At 73.9% G+C, this 15,585-nt stretch carries 12 protein-coding genes; 5 read left to right on the top strand and 7 right to left on the bottom strand.

The features are described 5' to 3' along the window. Positions 1–49: 49 nt before the first annotated feature. Positions 50–496, bottom strand: a complete 447-nt coding sequence (locus CPH93_RS21145) for a DUF3499 domain-containing protein (RefSeq protein ID WP_078568725.1) — start codon at positions 494–496, stop codon at positions 50–52. Positions 497–824: 328 nt separating this feature from the next. Between CPH93_RS21145 and CPH93_RS21140 the strand changes: the two genes are divergently transcribed. Next, positions 825–1,214 (top strand): metallopeptidase family protein, encoded by a 390-nt coding sequence (locus tag CPH93_RS21140; protein ID WP_093483523.1) that lies wholly within the window; start codon positions 825–827, stop codon positions 1,212–1,214. Between the two features lie 33 nt (positions 1,215–1,247). Here the strand turns inward: CPH93_RS21140 and CPH93_RS21135 are convergent, their stop codons facing one another. From CPH93_RS21135 to CPH93_RS21125, 3 genes are all read right to left on the bottom strand, one after another. Further along, complete coding sequence (locus CPH93_RS21135; RefSeq protein ID WP_096213739.1) at positions 1,248–2,831, bottom strand: DUF5719 family protein; 1,584 nt, start codon at positions 2,829–2,831, stop codon at positions 1,248–1,250. Next, the gene (locus CPH93_RS21130) at positions 2,828–6,610 is read right to left on the bottom strand and encodes a glycosyltransferase family 2 protein (protein WP_096213738.1); all 3,783 of its coding nucleotides are present in this window, start codon (positions 6,608–6,610) and stop codon (positions 2,828–2,830) included. The genes CPH93_RS21135 and CPH93_RS21130 overlap by 4 nt, the downstream gene beginning before the upstream one ends. 314 nt (positions 6,611–6,924) lie before the next feature. Further along, positions 6,925–7,188: a WhiB family transcriptional regulator gene (locus tag CPH93_RS21125; RefSeq protein ID WP_003983763.1), complete on the bottom strand. Its 264-nt coding sequence runs from the start codon at positions 7,186–7,188 to the stop codon at positions 6,925–6,927. A gap of 717 nt (positions 7,189–7,905) precedes the next feature. Here CPH93_RS21125 and CPH93_RS21115 point away from each other — a divergent pair. From CPH93_RS21115 to CPH93_RS21105, 3 genes are all read left to right on the top strand, one after another. Beyond that, positions 7,906–8,403, top strand: coding sequence for a cysteine dioxygenase (locus CPH93_RS21115; protein ID WP_093483526.1), 498 nt, complete (start codon positions 7,906–7,908; stop codon positions 8,401–8,403). Positions 8,404–8,473: 70 nt separating this feature from the next. Beyond that, positions 8,474–9,430 (top strand): 2-phospho-L-lactate transferase, encoded by a 957-nt coding sequence (cofD, locus tag CPH93_RS21110; protein ID WP_093483527.1) that lies wholly within the window; start codon positions 8,474–8,476, stop codon positions 9,428–9,430. Beyond that, positions 9,427–10,755, top strand: coding sequence for a coenzyme F420-0:L-glutamate ligase (locus CPH93_RS21105; protein ID WP_096213737.1), 1,329 nt, complete (start codon positions 9,427–9,429; stop codon positions 10,753–10,755). The genes cofD and CPH93_RS21105 overlap by 4 nt, the downstream gene beginning before the upstream one ends. A 16-nt stretch (positions 10,756–10,771) precedes the next feature. Here CPH93_RS21105 and CPH93_RS21100 read toward each other — a convergent pair whose 3' ends face one another. The 3 genes from CPH93_RS21100 to CPH93_RS21090 form a co-directional block, all read right to left on the bottom strand. After that, positions 10,772–11,677: a DNA-3-methyladenine glycosylase family protein gene (locus CPH93_RS21100; RefSeq protein WP_096213736.1), complete on the bottom strand. Its 906-nt coding sequence runs from the start codon at positions 11,675–11,677 to the stop codon at positions 10,772–10,774. Positions 11,678–11,752: 75 nt separating this feature from the next. Then, a complete protein-coding gene (locus tag CPH93_RS21095; protein WP_093483530.1) occupies positions 11,753–12,835 on the bottom strand; it encodes a sugar phosphate nucleotidyltransferase in 1,083 nt (360 codons plus the stop codon). A 368-nt stretch (positions 12,836–13,203) separates the two neighbouring features. Further along, positions 13,204–14,544 carry a peptidoglycan recognition protein family protein gene (locus CPH93_RS21090; protein ID WP_096213735.1) on the bottom strand — a complete coding sequence of 447 codons (1,341 nt, stop codon included), beginning with the start codon at positions 14,542–14,544 and terminating at the stop codon, positions 13,204–13,206. Positions 14,545–14,673: 129 nt separating this feature from the next. Here CPH93_RS21090 and CPH93_RS21085 point away from each other — a divergent pair, with 129 nt between their 5' ends. After that, positions 14,674–15,435 carry a TIGR03089 family protein gene (locus CPH93_RS21085; RefSeq protein ID WP_096213734.1) on the top strand — a complete coding sequence of 254 codons (762 nt, stop codon included), beginning with the start codon at positions 14,674–14,676 and terminating at the stop codon, positions 15,433–15,435. Positions 15,436–15,585 lie beyond the last annotated feature (150 nt).

Here is a 15,585-nt window from a genome sequence, read left to right as displayed (position 1 = left end):
CTACCCGGCGGGCCGGGGCGCGGGATTCGTACCCGGCCGGTGGGCGGGCTCAGGAATCCGGGGAGCGCAGCACCCGCAGATGGCCGCGGCGGGCGACCTCCATGGGGTGGGTGTCACGGTCGCCGTGGGCGGGTGCGCCGCCGGCGCCGGCGGCGCGTTCCTGGGGGCGGGCCGCCTCGCGTACGGCGTTCGCCAGGGCTTCGAGATCGTCGCCGCTGGGGCGGGGCGGGCCGGAGTCGAGGGCGAGGCGGACGACCTCCCAGCCTCGGGGCGCGGTCAGCCGCTCGGAGTGCTCGGCGCACAGGTCGTAGCAGTGCGGTTCGGCGTAGGTGGCGAGCGGTCCGAGCACGGCGGTCGAATCCGCATAGACGTACGTCAGCGTTGCGACGGCGGGGCGGCCGCACGCAGTGCGCGAACAGCGACGTACAGGGCTCACGACGTTGGACGGTACCGCACTCTTGAGCGGGCCGCGACGACTCTCCCCAGGCTCACCCAACCGTGTCGTCCCGCTTCGTCCGATGCGTCTGACCTGCACCCGCTCGACCTGACCTGGGCCGGGCGAGCGGGGGCGGACGGCCCGCGGGGAGGAATCCCGTCACGAGTCGATGCATTTCCTGCCATTCCGATGTCGATCTGCGATCTCATACAGAGATGCAATCGAAATCGAGACGGACAGGTCCGGTCAGTCGACGACATGCCACGTCTTGTCGCGCTCCCCGGTGTCCGAGGGTCCGTGACGGCTACGCTCGATGCTGATGGACAGTCCCGTACCCCCCCGACCGGCACAGCCACGGCTCCGCCGCCGTGACCGCCACGGCCGCGGTATGCGCGGCCCGATCGCACCGCCCCAGGTGCCGCTCTCGGTGACCCGTGCCGACGCCTTCGTGGATCTTGTCTACGACTCCCGGGACCGGCTGGAGCGGCGCTGGCCGCAACTCTCCCAGGTCGACTTCCTGATCCTCGACGTGCCCGGTGCCGGCCCGGACGACGGGCCGGATGCGGCCGCCGACGCGGAGACCGTGCCGCTGGGCCGGATGCTGCCGGCCGCGGGCGGACATCGCGACCGGATCGTGATCTACCGCAGGCCGGTGGAGATCCGGACGAAGAGCCGTGACGAGCGGGCGTTCCTGGTCCATGAAGTGGTGGTCGAGCAGGTCGCCGAACTCCTGGGGCTGGCCCCGGAATCGGTGGACCCGCGCTACGGCCAGGAATGAGGCCGTCGCGCGGGTCCGGGGGCGCGTACGCGGCTACTTCGTCAGGACCGACAGATCCTGGCCCGCGGTCGGGACGAGCACCGTGCCCCGGTCGTCGGGCAGCGTCTGGACGGTGAAGGCGGGCACGCCGCCCTGGGGCCGGGCGAGCATGCGGGCCGCGTAGACGGGGCCGCTGCCGGCCGCCGGTTCCACGGTCAGTGCGTACGTCCCCTTCAGTCCCTGGGGGGTCGGCGGGGCGACATCCAGGCTGGTGCCGCCCTTGACCGTGTACGTCTTGGTGACCGGGGTGCCGCCGCCACTGCCGGCCGACGCGGTGACCTTCACCTTGGCGTCCTTGCCCTTCTCGGGCGCGACCAGCGAGAGGGTGCTGCCCTTGTCGCGGTTGTCGGCGGCGGTGGCGCGCTGCTCGACGGGCCGGGTCGCCGGGATGAAGGCCATCTCCTGCTTGGCGCCCTTGCCGCGGGTCACCCGCAGCGCGGCCGAGACCGGGGTCTTGGAGCCGCCGTCGGAGGGGGTGAGCACCAGCGAGCCGGCCTCGCCCTTGGTGACGTCCTTGAGGTCCACCGCGGTGGTCATCCCACTCTTGAGGTGCAGGCTCTCCAGACCGGCCGGAGTGATCAGCCCGGTCGGGGTGGCCAGTTGCACCTTGAGGTCGGCGTCGGACTCGCCGGGGGCGAGGGCGACCAGCCGGACGGAGGTGGCGTCCTTCGGGATGCCGGGCAGCACCACGCTCGGCGACGGGTCGGCGGCGGCCGGCAGCCAGTCGCTGCCGAGCTTGCTGTCGGTGGCCTGGACGGCCGCGCCGATCCGCCCCTCGCGGGCGACGACCTGCAAGGACGCGTTGGTGGTGGGGGCGGTGGTCAGGGTGGAGAGCAGGACGGGGACCGTGGTGTGCGGCGGGACGGTGATGTCCTCACCCGCCGAGCCCCCCAACGAGCCGTCCTTGCCCCGCAGTTGGAGGTCGACGACGGCCGGGGTCGGGTCGGGGTTGGTCAGGTGGACGTAGTCCTGGCGGTCCGTGGCGGTGCTGACGCCCGGGAACCAGAACGTGGTGTCGGGGGTGGTGCAGCTCAGCCCCAGGAGGCCGCGGCCCGCACCGGCGGCGACGGAGGTGGTCTGCTGGACGGTCCAGCCGGGGGCGAGGGTGCCGTCCGCCGCACCGACGAGGGCGGGGGCGTCCGGGCTGTCGGTGGACGTGGTGACCGGCTTGCCGGCCTCCTGGAGGGGCACGACGGGCTTGGTGTCGCGGGGAGCGACGGCCTGCCCGGCGGCGGCGTCCGCGCCCTTCTTGCCGGTGTTCTTCTTGCCCTTGCCCTTGCCGGTGTCGGTGCCGCCGCCGGCGTCCTTGACGGTCCCGGCGGGCAGCAGTTGGGCGGTGCCCTTCTTGCCGTCCGCGCCGGCCGCGGCGCCCTTGGGGGCGAAGGCGGTGTAGTCGGTCTGGCCGACCTCGGAGGAGGTCGGGGCCGGGCAGAGCAGCGCGGAGCGCTGGACGGGCAGCAGGGAGCTGCTGCGGGGCGCCTCCTGGGCGCCGCCGGCCGGAGCGGTCACGGCGGCGACGCCGGTGACGGCGCCCAGCGCGGCGGCCACGCCGATCAGGGACATCATGGTGCGCTTCACTGCTGGTCGCTCCCGTCACGGCGCTGCTCGGTGTAGGAGCCGGGGTACCCGGGATACGGGGCGCCGTCGTCGTAGGGCTGCTGGTGCTGCGGGCCGCCGTCGTACTGCTGCTGTTGTTGCTGCTGCTGCCCGTACCCGTACGGGTCGTAGACGCCCGTCTGGTAGGGGTCCGCGGCGTACGGGTCGGTGGCCTGGTAGGGATCCGCCGGCGGGTAGGGCTGCTGCCCGTACTGCCCGGCCTGGTAGGGGTCGGCGGGGGCGTAGGGCTGCTGCCCGTCGGGCGCGGCCTGCGGAGCGGCCGGCCACTGGTCGTACGACGGCTGCTGCGGCACGGCCCCGTAGGGATCGCCGGCCGCGGGGTCCGGGGCGGGTACCGCGCCGGCCGCCGGATCGGTGGCCGGGTCGAGCGGCTGCTCGCCCTCGGGTGCCGCGGGGACGCCGGTGTCCGCCGCGTCGGGGGTGCCGGCGGCCTCGGCCTGGGCCCGCAGGCGCCGGGCCCGGCGGCCGTCGCCGGAGGCCGCGGCGGCCTGGACGGCGGCCGCGTCCTCGGGCAGGTCGTCGTCGATCTCCCGGCGGCGGCCCGGCAGCGCCAGCACCACCAGGGTGACGGCGAGCAGGCCCTGCGCCCACAGCCAGAGGGTGTGGCCGAGCGGGTTCTCGTGGGTGAGGTCGAGGGTGCCGCCGCCCGCGGGGAGCGCGAAGCCCTGGGCCCAGCCGTCGACGGTCATGGGCTTGAGCGGGGTGCCGTTGAGGGTGGCCTGCCAGCCCTCGTCGGCGGCGTCGGCGAGCCGCAGCACCCGGCCGTCGGCGCCGTCCGGCACCTTGGTGTGCGCGTCGACGGGGCCGGCCGGTACGGCGATGGGGGCGACGGACTCGGCAGCGCTGGTGCCGTCCTTGGCCTCACCCGCGACGATCGAGAGCCGCGAGACCCGCCGGTCGACGCGCCACAGTGCGCTGCCGTCCTCCTGGCTGAGCCGGGTCAGGCCCGGGGTCGCGTCCAGCACCCGGCCCATTTCGCGCGGCGCCCCCTTCCGGACCAGGACGTAGCGGACCGCATAGCCGCCGAGCTGATTGGTCTGGTCGGCGCCGGAGCCGGCCACGAGGTGGGCGACGATGCCGCCCAGGCGGGTGTCCTCGCCCGCTTCGGCAGCCAGATCGGCATCCCCGAGCCGGGCACCGGAGCCGCGGACCAGCGAGTAGTCGACATGGCCCGGCGTGCCGTCGAGGACCAGGGTGCGGGCCCGGTCGGCGGTGCCGCTCTCCTCGGCGACGAACGCCGGGACCTGCTCGGGGTTGCGGCGCTCCAGCGGACCGGCCGCGCCGGTGATCATCCAGCTGACCGCGGCGTAGAGCGGGGCGAGCAGCGAGGCCAGCGCGATCAGCACGGCGACCGGCTGCTTCCAGCCGAAGCCGAGGTTGGCCATCCGGGTGCGGATGCCCTCGGCGCCGACCGCGGCGGCGCACAGCAGCGCCAGCCCGTAGACGAGCATCGCGGGCCCGGTCCAGCCGGAGCCGTTGCCCAGCGCGGCGAGCAGCAGCCCGGTCAGGGCCGCCGCCCAGGCGGTACGGATGGCGAGCTGCCGCTCGTCGCGCAGGGTCGCGGCGAGCGCGGCCAGCACGATGCCGAACAGCAGCACCCCGCCCGCGGCCTTGGGACCGCCCGGGCTGAGGCCGATGAGGTCGAGCACGGAGGCGGAGCCGGCGCCGTAGCCCAGCCCGGCCTCCTGGAAGAAGCGCCCGGGGTGGGTCAGCAGCGACAGCGGCCAGGGGGCGAGCACGACCATCGGCGCGAGGAGCACGGCCAGGAAGCGCAGCCCGTAGGCGAGGAGTTGGTCACGGCTGCCATCGAGGAAGCGCAGCACCAGCAGGCCGGCCCCGAGCAGCACCGCGATCGGCCAGACGACCGGGGTGAAGGCCGTGGTGAAGGTGATCAGCAGCGCATACGCCCAGGTCGCCCGCCAGCTGGGCCGGGTGCCGCGCGGCAGCCGCAGCCCGCTCGCGGCGACCCCGGCGCGCGCCATCAGCGGCAGCAGGATGGCGAGCACCGCCGTGCCCAGCCGGCCGCCGGCCAGCGCTCCGGCGGCCGCCGGCAGAAAGGCGTAGGCGATGCTGCCCCAGGCCCGCAGCAGCCGGGAGGCGACCAGCGGGCGGGAGGCGAAGTAGGCGGTGAGACCGGCCAGCGGGACGGAGCAGACCAGCAGCAGGGTGACGGCGAAGCCGGTGGAGCCGAAGAAGATGCTCGACACCAGGGCGACGACGCCCAGATAGGGCGGCGCGGAGGCGCTGTCGCCGACCCCGACCGTATGCCAGCTGTCGAGGTACGCCGACCACAGGTCGGACACGCTGCCGGGCGCGGGCAGCATGGCGCCGCCGGTCAGCGCGCCGGAACCGAGCAGTCCGCGGCAGGCGACCAGCGAGACCAGCAGCAGGACGAGGAAGAGCAGCGGTGCCGGTTTGCGGGCGATCCGCTTGAGCCGGGCGAACTGCTCGATCTCCAGGAAGTCGGCGTCGTCACCGCCCGGCCCGGACTCGACCGCACCGTGCCGGCCGGCCGAGGCCACGTCCGGGGCGGCCCGCCCGGCCAGATTGCCGGCGACCTGTTCGACGGTGGCGCGCACCGTCGCACCGGGTGGCGGGAACAGCGAGCGCAGTTCGCTCGCCTCGACCGCGGGCCGGCCTCTCTTCTTACGGGCGGCGAGGATCTTGCCGGGCCGCAGCAGGGTGCCGAAGAGCCCGGCGAGTTCGTCGAGCGCCTGGCCCGGGACCTTGCCGACGAGGTAGGCGATGACCCGCAGGAAGGTGCCGATCAGCAGCCGCAGCAGGACGTACGGGAGGGTCCGGCCACGGGTGTTGGTGAGCAGGGTGTAGACGGCGCCGGCCTTGTCGACGCGGTGCGGGTTGGCCACAGAGCGGCCGACGCAGTCGATGGGGCGGCGCTCACGGGCGGCGGCCTCGGCGTGCCGCAGGATCGCGTCCGGTGCGACCAGGACCTGGTGGCCGGCGGCCTGGGCGCGCCAGCACAGATCGACGTCGTCACGCATCAGCGGCAGCCGGCGGTCGAAGCCGCCCAACTCCTCGTAGACGTCGCGGCGGATGAGCATGCCCGCGGTGGAGACGGACAGCACCGGACGCACCTGGTCGTGCTGGCCCTGGTCCTGTTCGCGGCGGTCCAGGCCGGTCCAGCGGCGACCGCTGCGGGCGATGCTGACACCGGCTTCGAGCAGCTGCCGGCGGTCGTACCAGCTGCGCAGCTTGGGTCCGACGATCACGGTGGAGGGGCTGGCGTCGGCGACCCGCAGCAGTTCGGCGAGCGCATCCGGCTCGGGCGCGCAGTCGTCGTGCAGCAGCCACAGCCACTGGACCGGTTCGCCGTGCGGCAACTCCGGCATCTCGTACGCCTCGTCGTGCCAGGTGCGGCTGACCGGGTCCCAGCCGCTGGGCCGGCGCAGATACGGCAGATCGTCGGGGGTGAGGACGGGGGCCGTACGGACGGCCTCGTCGACGGCGGTGCCGAATCCGGAGCGGCGGGCGAGATGCAGCACCCGCTGGTCCCCGATGGCCTCGGCGAGCAGCTGGGCGGAGTCGTCCGCGCTGCCGGTGTCGGCGCCGATGACGTTCTGCACCGGGCGTTCCTGGCCGAGCAGGCCGGTGAGCGCATCGGGCAGCCAGCGGGCTCCGTCATGGGAGACGATCACGGCGGTGACCACGTGCCTCGGGAACTCTGGCGTGGCGGCTGCATATGAGGCGGCCTGGGCCGCCGACTGGCTGTGCACGGACATCGAGGTACGGGCCCTCCGGACCCGGGAGTTCGGGACCCGTTGCGCAGTCAGCGCTGGGCACCCGCCCCCGGAAGACACTGCGACGGACTACGAGGCGACGCGAGCGCCCGGCAGGGCGGCGGCGCATCTCGGACGGGGCCCCACACTAATGGTTCGCGCCGGTGCCCCGACCGGTCCGTACAGCAGTCCGCCCCCGGCGAGAAGGTCGCTGGAGGCGGAGTGTTCGTTATAGGGGGATATGGGGAGTTGAGGCGGTACGGCGGCGTGGTCCGTGCGGCCGCGCGCCCTTGGTACGGGTGGCTGTGCGGTCATCGTCAGACGGCGGCCTTCTTCAGCCGGCGCCGCTCGCGCTCGGACAGGCCGCCCCAAATACCGAAGCGCTCGTCGTTGGCGAGCGCGTACTCCAGGCATTCGGACCGGACTTCGCAGGCGAGACAGACCTTCTTGGCCTCGCGGGTGGAGCCACCCTTCTCCGGGAAGAAGGACTCGGGGTCGGTCTGGGCGCACAGTGCGCGCTCCTGCCAGCCGAGCTCCTCATCCGCCTCCTCGACCAGCAATTCCTGGAACAGCTCGGTCATGTGCGCCCCTCGTCTGTCTTTACGTCCCCGTGATCAAGCCGTGATCGATTTCGGCTGAACGACACGAGTGAAATTACAAGTGTGGTGATCCGGGCCAGTCAAGCCGAGATCTGCTATTGGGCCTCTTATTCACTCGGCGGAACCAAGCGTATGCGGAAAGTGTTCAAATCAGTAAAAACCAGGACACTTCCCCGGGCGTTGCCCCCCGGCGCATCCCCTTCACTTACCGAGACGCGAACAGGCGGCATTCACGTTGCACCCCCGCGCGCCGAAGCGGGGGAGATCACAGAAGGATCACGGGGCCGCAACGGCGTTTGAGGGTGCGGTTGCCGGTCGATGTCTCCGGGTCGACGACTGCACAAACCTTTCGCCAGGCGGAGTAACCGGATGAGGTGAAAGATTTGCGGCAAACCAGACGTCCAGTTGACATCGCGCCGCGAACCCGGTCTCCTTGACCGCATGCCAGTGACCCCCGCGCTCCGACTGCCCCGTTCCTACGGGTCGCTCTGTGCTGCGCAGGCTCGCTGTCGCTGTTCCAGCTGTCGAAGCCACTGAGCTCCAGCTTTTCCGCTCGCACCACCCCGCAGCGCCCCTGCTCCGCGTCATCGTGCCGCGCTCCCCACAGGGAAAGCCCGCACCGTGCCGCAGCCTCCCCAGCTCACGCTGGACGCTCTCCCGAGCGTCACCCAGCACGTCCGCCGAGGAACCCGAAACCCCATGAACAGCGACGTCCAGATCGCCGGCGATCCGCTCGCCATCCCCCACCTGCTGCCGCCCGTCCCCGCACACCCGGCCACCGTCGCCGGCTTCGTGGGACTGGCCCGCTCGATCGCCGCCGACCGCGACGCCTGGGCGCCCCTCGTCCGCTACGACACGACCAGCCGCTGGTACCACCGGCTGCGCACCGGGCCGGGCTACGAGGTGTGGCTGCTGAGCTGGGTGCCGGGCCAGGGCAGCGGCCGGCACGACCACGGGCCGTCCTCCGGTGTGCTGACCGTCCTGGAGGGCGAGTTGACCGAGCACGCCGGGACCGGGCGCCGTACGCTCACCGCCGGCGCCCAGCGGGTGTTCGCCCCCGGCTACGTTCACGAGGTCGTCAATGACGCCCTGATCCCGGCCGTCAGCCTGCACATCTACTTCCCCGGCCTGACCGAGATGCCGATGCACGGCGCGCCCCACTGCACCGCCTCGGCCCTGGAGACCGCCGCTCCCTGACGAGCCGCCCTCCCGCTCGGTCCCGGCCACCGCTCCTCATCGACCCGTCGACGACTGACACACTGGGCCCATGCGAATCGTGGTTCTGGCCGGCGGTATCGGCGGCGCCCGCTTTCTGCGGGGACTGAAGGCAGCGGCTCCGGACGCGGACATCACCGTCATCGGCAACACCGGCGACGACATCCATCTGTTCGGGCTCAAGGTGTGTCCCGACCTCGACACCGTGATGTACACGCTCGGCGGCGGCATCAACGAGGAGCAGGGCTGGGGACGTACCGACGAAACCTTCAAGGTGAAGGAGGAGTTGGCCGCCTATGGCGTCGGGCCCGAGTGGTTCGGGCTGGGCGACCGGGACTTCGCCACCCACATCGTGCGGACCCAGATGCTGAGCGCCGGCTATCCGCTCAGCGCCGTCACCGAGGCGCTGTGCGCGCGCTGGAAGCCCGGGGTGCGGCTGCTGCCGATGTCCGACGACCGGGTCGAGACCCATGTCGCCGTCGACGACGGGGGCGAGCGCAAGGCGATCCACTTCCAGGAGTACTGGGTGCGGCTGCGCGCCTCGGTGCCCGCGCATGCCGTGGTGCCGGTCGGCGCCGATCAGGCCAAGCCCGCGCCGGGCGTGCTGGACGCCATCGCCGAGGCGGACGTGGTGCTGTTCCCGCCGTCCAACCCGGTGGTCAGCATCGGCACGATCCTGGCGGTGCCGGGCATCCGGGAGGCCATCGCGGACGCCGGGGTGCCGGTGGTCGGTCTCTCGCCGATCGTCGGCGACGCCCCGGTGCGCGGGATGGCCGACAAGGTACTGGCCGCGGTGGGGGTGGAGTCGACCGCCTCGGCCGTCGCCCGCCACTACGGGTCCGGGCTGCTGGACGGCTGGCTGGTCGACTCGTCCGACGAGGGCGCGGTGGCCGAGGTCGAGGCGGCCGGGATCCGCTGCCGGGCGGTGCCGCTGATGATGACCGACACGGACGCCACGGCCGCGATGGTGCGTGAGGCGCTGGCGCTCGCCGAGGAGGTCCGGGCGTGAGCGGACCCGCCGTGCCCGGCTACCGGGTGTGGGCGCTGCCGGGGATGCCCGAGGTGCGGCCCGGCGACGATCTCGTGAAGCTGATCGCCGCGGCGGTGACCGCCGATGGCCTGCCCCAACTCGTCGACGGCGATGTGCTGTTGGTGACCTCGAAGATCGTCAGCAAGGCCGAGGGCCGGGTGGTCGAGGCCGACGACCGCGAGGCGGCGATCGACCGGGAGACGGTGCGAGTGGTGGCGCGCCGCGGCACCCTGCGGATCGTGCAGAACCGGCAGGGCCTGGTGATGGCCGCGGCCGGCGTGGACGCGTCCAACACCCCGCAGGGCACGGTGCTGTTGCTGCCCGAGGACCCGGACGCCTCGGCGCGCGCCCTGCGGGCGGGGCTGCGCACCACCCTCGGTGTCGACGTCGGGGTGGTCATCAGCGACACCTTCGGGCGGCCGTGGCGCAACGGGCTCACCGATGTCGCCATCGGTGCCGCCGGCGTGCGGGTGCTGGACGATCTGCGCGGCGGCACCGACGCCCACGGCAATCCGCTCAGCGCGACGGTGGTGGCCACCGCGGACGAACTGGCCGCCGCCGGGGACCTGGTGAAGGGCAAGGCGGCCGGGCTGCCCGTCGCGGTGGTGCGCGGGCTGGGGCACCTCGTCGGGGAGCCGGGCGACGGCCCCGGGGCGCGCGCCATGGTGCGCCCCGCCGAGGACGACATGTTCCGGCTGGGTACTTCGGAGGCCGTACGGGAAGCGGTGACGGCGCGGCGTACGGTCCGGGCCTTCACCGGCGAGCCGGTCGATCCGGGCGCGGTCCGGCGGGCGGTGGCGGCGGCGGTCACCGCCCCGGCGCCGCACCACACCACGCCGTGGCGGTTCGTCCTCCTGGAGTCGCCGGCCTCGCGCGAGCGGCTCCTGGACGCGATGCAGGACGCCTGGATCGCGGATCTGCGCGCGGACGGCAAGTCGGCGGAGGCCGTCGCCAAGCGGGTGCGGCGCGGTGATCTGCTGCGTGCCGCGCCGTATCTGGCGGTGCCGTGCCTGGTCACGGACGGCGCGCACCGCTACCCCGACGCGCGGCGGAGCACGGCCGAGCGCGAGATGTTCCTCGTGGCCCATGGCGCGGGGATCCAGAACTTCCTGGTGGCGCTGGCGGGCGAACGGCTCGGCTCGGCCTGGGTGTCGTCGACGATGTTCTGCAAGGACGTGGTCCGCGACGTGCTCGGGCTGCCTGCGGGCTGGGAGCCGATGGGGGCGGTGGCCATCGGGCATCCCGCCGAGCCGCCGCGGCCGCGGCCGCCGCGCACCGCCGACGACTTCGTCACCGTGCGCTGACCTGAGCCCGCGCGGCTCACAGCCGGGCGATGTCCCCCACGGGGAAGCGCGGGGCGCGGCGCGGCGGGACGCGGCCGGAGAGCAGGATCAGCCGGGCCGCGCGGTGCCGCTGGCCCTCGTAGGGGGCGAGGAGGTCGAGCATCTCCTCGTCGGTGGTGCCGCGGCGGCCGGTGAGGGCATAGCCGATGATCTTCGGCAGATGCAGATCGCCGACCGTGATCGCGTCCGGGGCGCCGAGGGTGCGCTGGAGCGTCTCCGCGGCGGTCCACGGGCCGATGCCCGGTATCGCCATGAGCCGGCGGGTGGCCTCGGCGAGATCCATCCGCGCGGCCTCCTCCATCCGGCGGGCGGCCCGCACCGCGCGCAGGATCGCGCCGGAGCGCTTGGCGTCGACGCCCGCGCGGTGCCACTCCCAGGAGGGGATCAGCGCCCAGCCGCGCGGCTCGGGCATCACCCGCATCCGCTCCCAGGGCCCGGGGGCCGGCTCGCCGTGCCGCTGCAGCAGGAGCCGCCAGGCGCGGTAGGCCTCGTCGCTGGTGACCTTCTGCTCCAGGACCGAGGGGATCAGCGACTCCAGGACCAGGCCGGTGCGCGCGAGCCGGACGCCGGGGTGGCGGCGCCGCGCCTCATGGACGATGCGGTGCCGGGCGGTCAGCAGCTCCGGGTCGTCGCCCTCCCCCAGCAGCTCGGGCAGCTGCTCCAGCAGCCATTCGGCGCCCGGGCCCCAGGCCTCGGCCTCGACCCGGCCGTCGGCGGGGCGGGCCGCCACGCGCAGGGTGCCGGGGCCCTGCGGCGTACGGGAGGCGCGCCACAGCTCGCCGCCGCGCACCGCGAACGCGGGGTCGCCCGGGCCCCGCTGCAGCACACCCAGCGTGCGGTGCAGGTCGAGCGGGCCGGGCGGAACCCAGGTGCGGACGGGCATGCGGCCAGATTAGGCGATGGCGCCGGGGCGGTGCCGGGGCCTGTGGACAACGCCCGCCCGGGCCCCGGCGGGCGGCTACTGGTCGGAGGAGAAGCGCACCGAGGCGGCCGGGATCTCGGCGTCGCACCAGATGCGGATGCCGCCGCGCAGTTCGTTGTCGGCGCCGACGCGCGCCCCGTCGCCGATGACCGCACCGTCGAGGACCGTACGGGCCCCGATGTGCGCGCCGGCGCCGATCAGCGAGTCACGGATCTGGGCGCCTTCCCCGATGACGGCGCCTTCGAGGACCGCGCTGCCGTCGATCCGGGCGCCGGGGCCGATGACGGTGCGCGGGCCGGCGACCGTGCCGCCGGTGAGCTTGGCGTCGCCGGCGACCTCGGCGGTCTCCAGGACCAGGCGGTCACCACGGCGGCCGGGAACCGCCGGGGACGGGGCGCGGCCGAGGACCAGGTCGGCGGAGCCGCGGACGAAGGCCTGCGGGGTGCCGAGGTCGAGCCAGTAGGTGGAGTCGACCATGCCCTGGAGGTGGGCGCCGTCGGCGAGCAGTCCGGGGAAGGTCTCGCGTTCGACGGAGACCGGGCGGCCGGCCGGGATGGTGTCGATGACCGACCGGTTGAAGACGTACGCACCGGCGTTGATCTGGTCGGTGACGATCTCCTCGGGGGTCTGCGGCTTCTCCAGGAAGGCGGTGACCCGGCCGGTGTCGTCGGTGGGCACCAGGCCGAAGGCGCGCGGGTCCTCGACCCGGGTGAGATGCAGCGAGACCTCGGCGCCGGAGGTGCGGTGGGTGTCGACGAGGGCCGCGATGTCCAGTCCGGTGAGGATGTCGCCGTTGAAGATCAGCACCGGGTCGTCGGGGCCGGAGTGCAGTCGCGAGGCGACGTTGCGGATGGCGCCGCCGGTGCCCAGCGGCTCCTGTTCGGTGACGTACTCCAGATGCAGGCCGAGCTCGGATCCGTCGCCGAAGTACGGCTCGAAGACCTCGGCGAGGTAGGAGGTGGCGAGGACGATGTGCTCGACGCCGGCGGCCCGGGCGCGGGCCAGCTGATGGGTCAGGAACGGCACACCGGCCGCCGGGACCATCGGCTTGGGCGTATGCACCGTCAGCGGGCGCAGCCGGGTGCCCTTGCCGCCGACCAGGAGGATCGCTTCAGTCAATGTGTCCTCTGTTCGTTTCTCCGCCCGCTGCGCCCCTCCTGCCCGATGGCGGGCAAGGAGGGAGTAACGGTGCGGCTCTCGTCGTCGACCACAGCCCGGCGGCTGCACGTGCGACGCTCACGGTGTCTTCTCTGCTTCCTACGCTGGTCGGCCGATCGGCCGACCAGTGTAGGCAGACGGGCGCGCAAAAAACCTCGGCGGTGGCGGTCCCCCGTCGCCGTACGCGCCATGGGGAGCGCGGGCCGGCGGCGCGAACGTCGTGATCACTAGGACGTGCCGGGCGCAGGAACGGTTGAGTGGTCCCGGCAACATGCGCCCCACCGGCCGCCGCAAAACCGCGCCGCCCCGGCCCGGCCCGGCCGCCGCGGTCAGCGGCCCTGCAGGGTGGCCGCGGCGCGGCGGGTGGCGGCGAGCTTGTCGTAGAGGTGGGTGCCGGGGCAGTCGGTGGTGAAGCCGTCCCGGTGGCCGGAGATGACGTGCAGGGAGACCTTGGTGCCCTTGGCGAAGCGGTTTCCGCCGCCGGACAGCAGTTGCGCCATGGCGCGCGGATCGACGTTGTAGAGGCCGAGCTTCCAGGCCGTCAGACGGGCGATGGCATCGATGGCGGGCTTGGCCGGTTCGGTGTCGGTGAAGGTGCCGAGGACGGCGACTCCGGTGCTGTCGGTGTTGAAGCCGAGCGTGTGGGCGCCCATGACGGGCTTGGCGATGCCGCCCGCACGGCCCTCGTAGACCGTTCCGCACTTGTCGACGAGGAAGTTGTAGCCGATGTCGCGCCAGTGGTTGCTCTTGACGTGGAAGCGGTACATGGCGCGGATCAGCGAAGGGGCCTCCTCGCAGCTGTAGTTGTTGCCCGAGCCGCTGTGGTGGACGAAGGCGGCACGCACGGTCTTGGTGTAGGTGAAGGCCTTTTCGCGCAGCTTCTCGTCGGCGCCCCAGCCGGCCCGGGTGACGATCCGGGGGCGCGGTCCGATGAAGGTCTGTTCCGGCCGCGGCCCGTCCACGGCGGCGATGTCGCCCTGGGACGCGGCCTGGTCGAGGGCGGGGATCTCAAGGGCGCCGAGCGGGGCGAACCCGGCGTTGGCGGCGGACGCCGCCGCGGCCTCCGCGGAGAGCGGGGCCGGCGGGTCGAGGCGGGCGCCGCGCAGGCCCCGCGGCGGTGCGCCGGGGTCGACGAGTTCCAGCCGCAGCCCGCCCGGGAGGACGGCCGGTGCGCGGTCGCTGTGCTCGGGGGTGATGCGCAGTTGGACGGCGTCGGAGTCACCGACCCACAGCGGCGCGGTGCTGCCCCGTACGTCGCTGCCGTGCCGCTCGGCGGAGCCGAGGTCGGGGGCGTCGTCGTTGTGGACCTGTACGTCCTGCCAGCCCGACCAGTCGCCGCTGCCGTTCGCGCGGGTGCGGACCTGGACCCGGCCGTGCAGCTCGGCCGCGGCGTCGTCCCAGACGACCCCCAGCAGGGAGAACGGCCGTACCGTGCGGGGCGGCAGGCCCAGTTCCTGGGGAGCGGGCATGGTGGTGTCCCGGTCGGGGGTGTGCGGGGCGGCGGCGCCGAGCGCGCCGACCGGCAGGGACTGGGTGCTGCCCGGCAGGTCGTCGGTGCGCGCCGGGTGCGGTGCGGCGGGGGCGGCGCCCGCACCGGCCGTCGCGGCGAGGGGCAGGGTCAGGGCCGCGGTGCACAGGGCGCCGAGACAGGTCGCAAGGAAGGGGCGCATGGACAAAATCCTGAACCCGGCCGGACCGAACGCGCCAATGCTGATCTGACGGGGCATCGGCCGATCCGGTGGCCCCGGCCTGCCGCGGCCGGCCCACCGCCGGCGGCCGCCGCGCGTACCCTGGCCGCGATGAACGCCACCGATCGCACCCCCGCCGACCTGCTGAGTTCCGCGCTCGCCGCGGACCCGGCCCGCCCGCTGGTGACCTTCTACGACGACGCCACCGGCGAACGCGTGGAACTGTCCGTCGCGACCTTCGCCAATTGGGTGGCCAAGACCGCCAACTACCTCCAGGGCGATCTGGCCGCCGAACCGGGCGACCGGCTCGCGCTGCTGCTGCCCGCCCACTGGCAGACCGCCGTCTGGCTGCTGGCCTGCTCGTCGGTGGGCGTGGTCGCGGAGGTGGACGGCGATCCGGCCGCCGCCGATCTCGTCGTCGCCGGGCCCGACCGGCTCGACGCGGCGCGCGCCTGCTCCGGGGAGCGGGTGGCGCTGGCGCTGCGGCCGCTGGGCGGCCGGTTCCCGCAGCCGCCGCAGGGCTTTGCGGACTACGCCGTCGAGGTGCCGGGCCAGGGCGACCGGTTCGCGCCGTTCGCACCGGTGGATCCGGAGGACGCGGCCCTGGTCGTCGGCGGCGAGGAGCTGACCGGCTCCGAGGTCGTGGCACGCGCGCTGGCCGACGCGGAGGCGGCCGGGATGCCCGGGGCACCCCGGGTGCTGTCGGGGCTGCCGTACGACACCTGGCAGGGCCTGTCGCACGGGCTGTACGCGCCGCTGGCGACCGGCGGCTCCGTGGTGCTGTGCCGCCACCTGGACCAGCTGGGCGCACCGGCCGCGGCCACCCGCGAGACCAGCGAGAAGATCACCTTCAGGGCGCCGCTGCCGCGCTGAGGTGCGCCCTCCCCCGTCCGGCGGACCGGAGGCGCCCGCGGCGGGCCGGTACGCCCGTTTAGGTCCAGGATCTTGAGTACGTACAACCCTGCGCGGGTTTCGTCCGTCTCCTGTTCCGTCCGGGCCCCGCGTGCGGGCGCGACGCCGACT

Source organism: Streptomyces sp. 2323.1 (assembly GCF_900221035.1).
GTDB lineage: Bacteria > Actinomycetota > Actinomycetes > Streptomycetales > Streptomycetaceae > Streptomyces > Streptomyces sioyaensis.
This window is presented reverse-complemented; position numbering and strand designations above follow the sequence as displayed.

Coding starts and splice junctions, on each gene's coding strand:
- CPH93_RS21130 (WP_096213738.1), bottom strand. CDS start 6,610: ATGTCCGTGCACAGCCAGTCGGCGGCCCAGGCCGCCTCATATGCAGCC.
- CPH93_RS21085 (WP_096213734.1), top strand. CDS start 14,674: ATGAACGCCACCGATCGCACCCCCGCCGACCTGCTGAGTTCCGCGCTC.
- CPH93_RS21140 (WP_093483523.1), top strand. CDS start 825: ATGCGCGGCCCGATCGCACCGCCCCAGGTGCCGCTCTCGGTGACCCGT.
- CPH93_RS21090 (WP_096213735.1), bottom strand. CDS start 14,544: ATGCGCCCCTTCCTTGCGACCTGTCTCGGCGCCCTGTGCACCGCGGCC.
- CPH93_RS21100 (WP_096213736.1), bottom strand. CDS start 11,677: ATGCCCGTCCGCACCTGGGTTCCGCCCGGCCCGCTCGACCTGCACCGC.
- CPH93_RS21115 (WP_093483526.1), top strand. CDS start 7,906: ATGAACAGCGACGTCCAGATCGCCGGCGATCCGCTCGCCATCCCCCAC.
- cofD (WP_093483527.1), top strand. CDS start 8,474: ATGCGAATCGTGGTTCTGGCCGGCGGTATCGGCGGCGCCCGCTTTCTG.
- CPH93_RS21125 (WP_003983763.1), bottom strand. CDS start 7,188: ATGACCGAGCTGTTCCAGGAATTGCTGGTCGAGGAGGCGGATGAGGAG.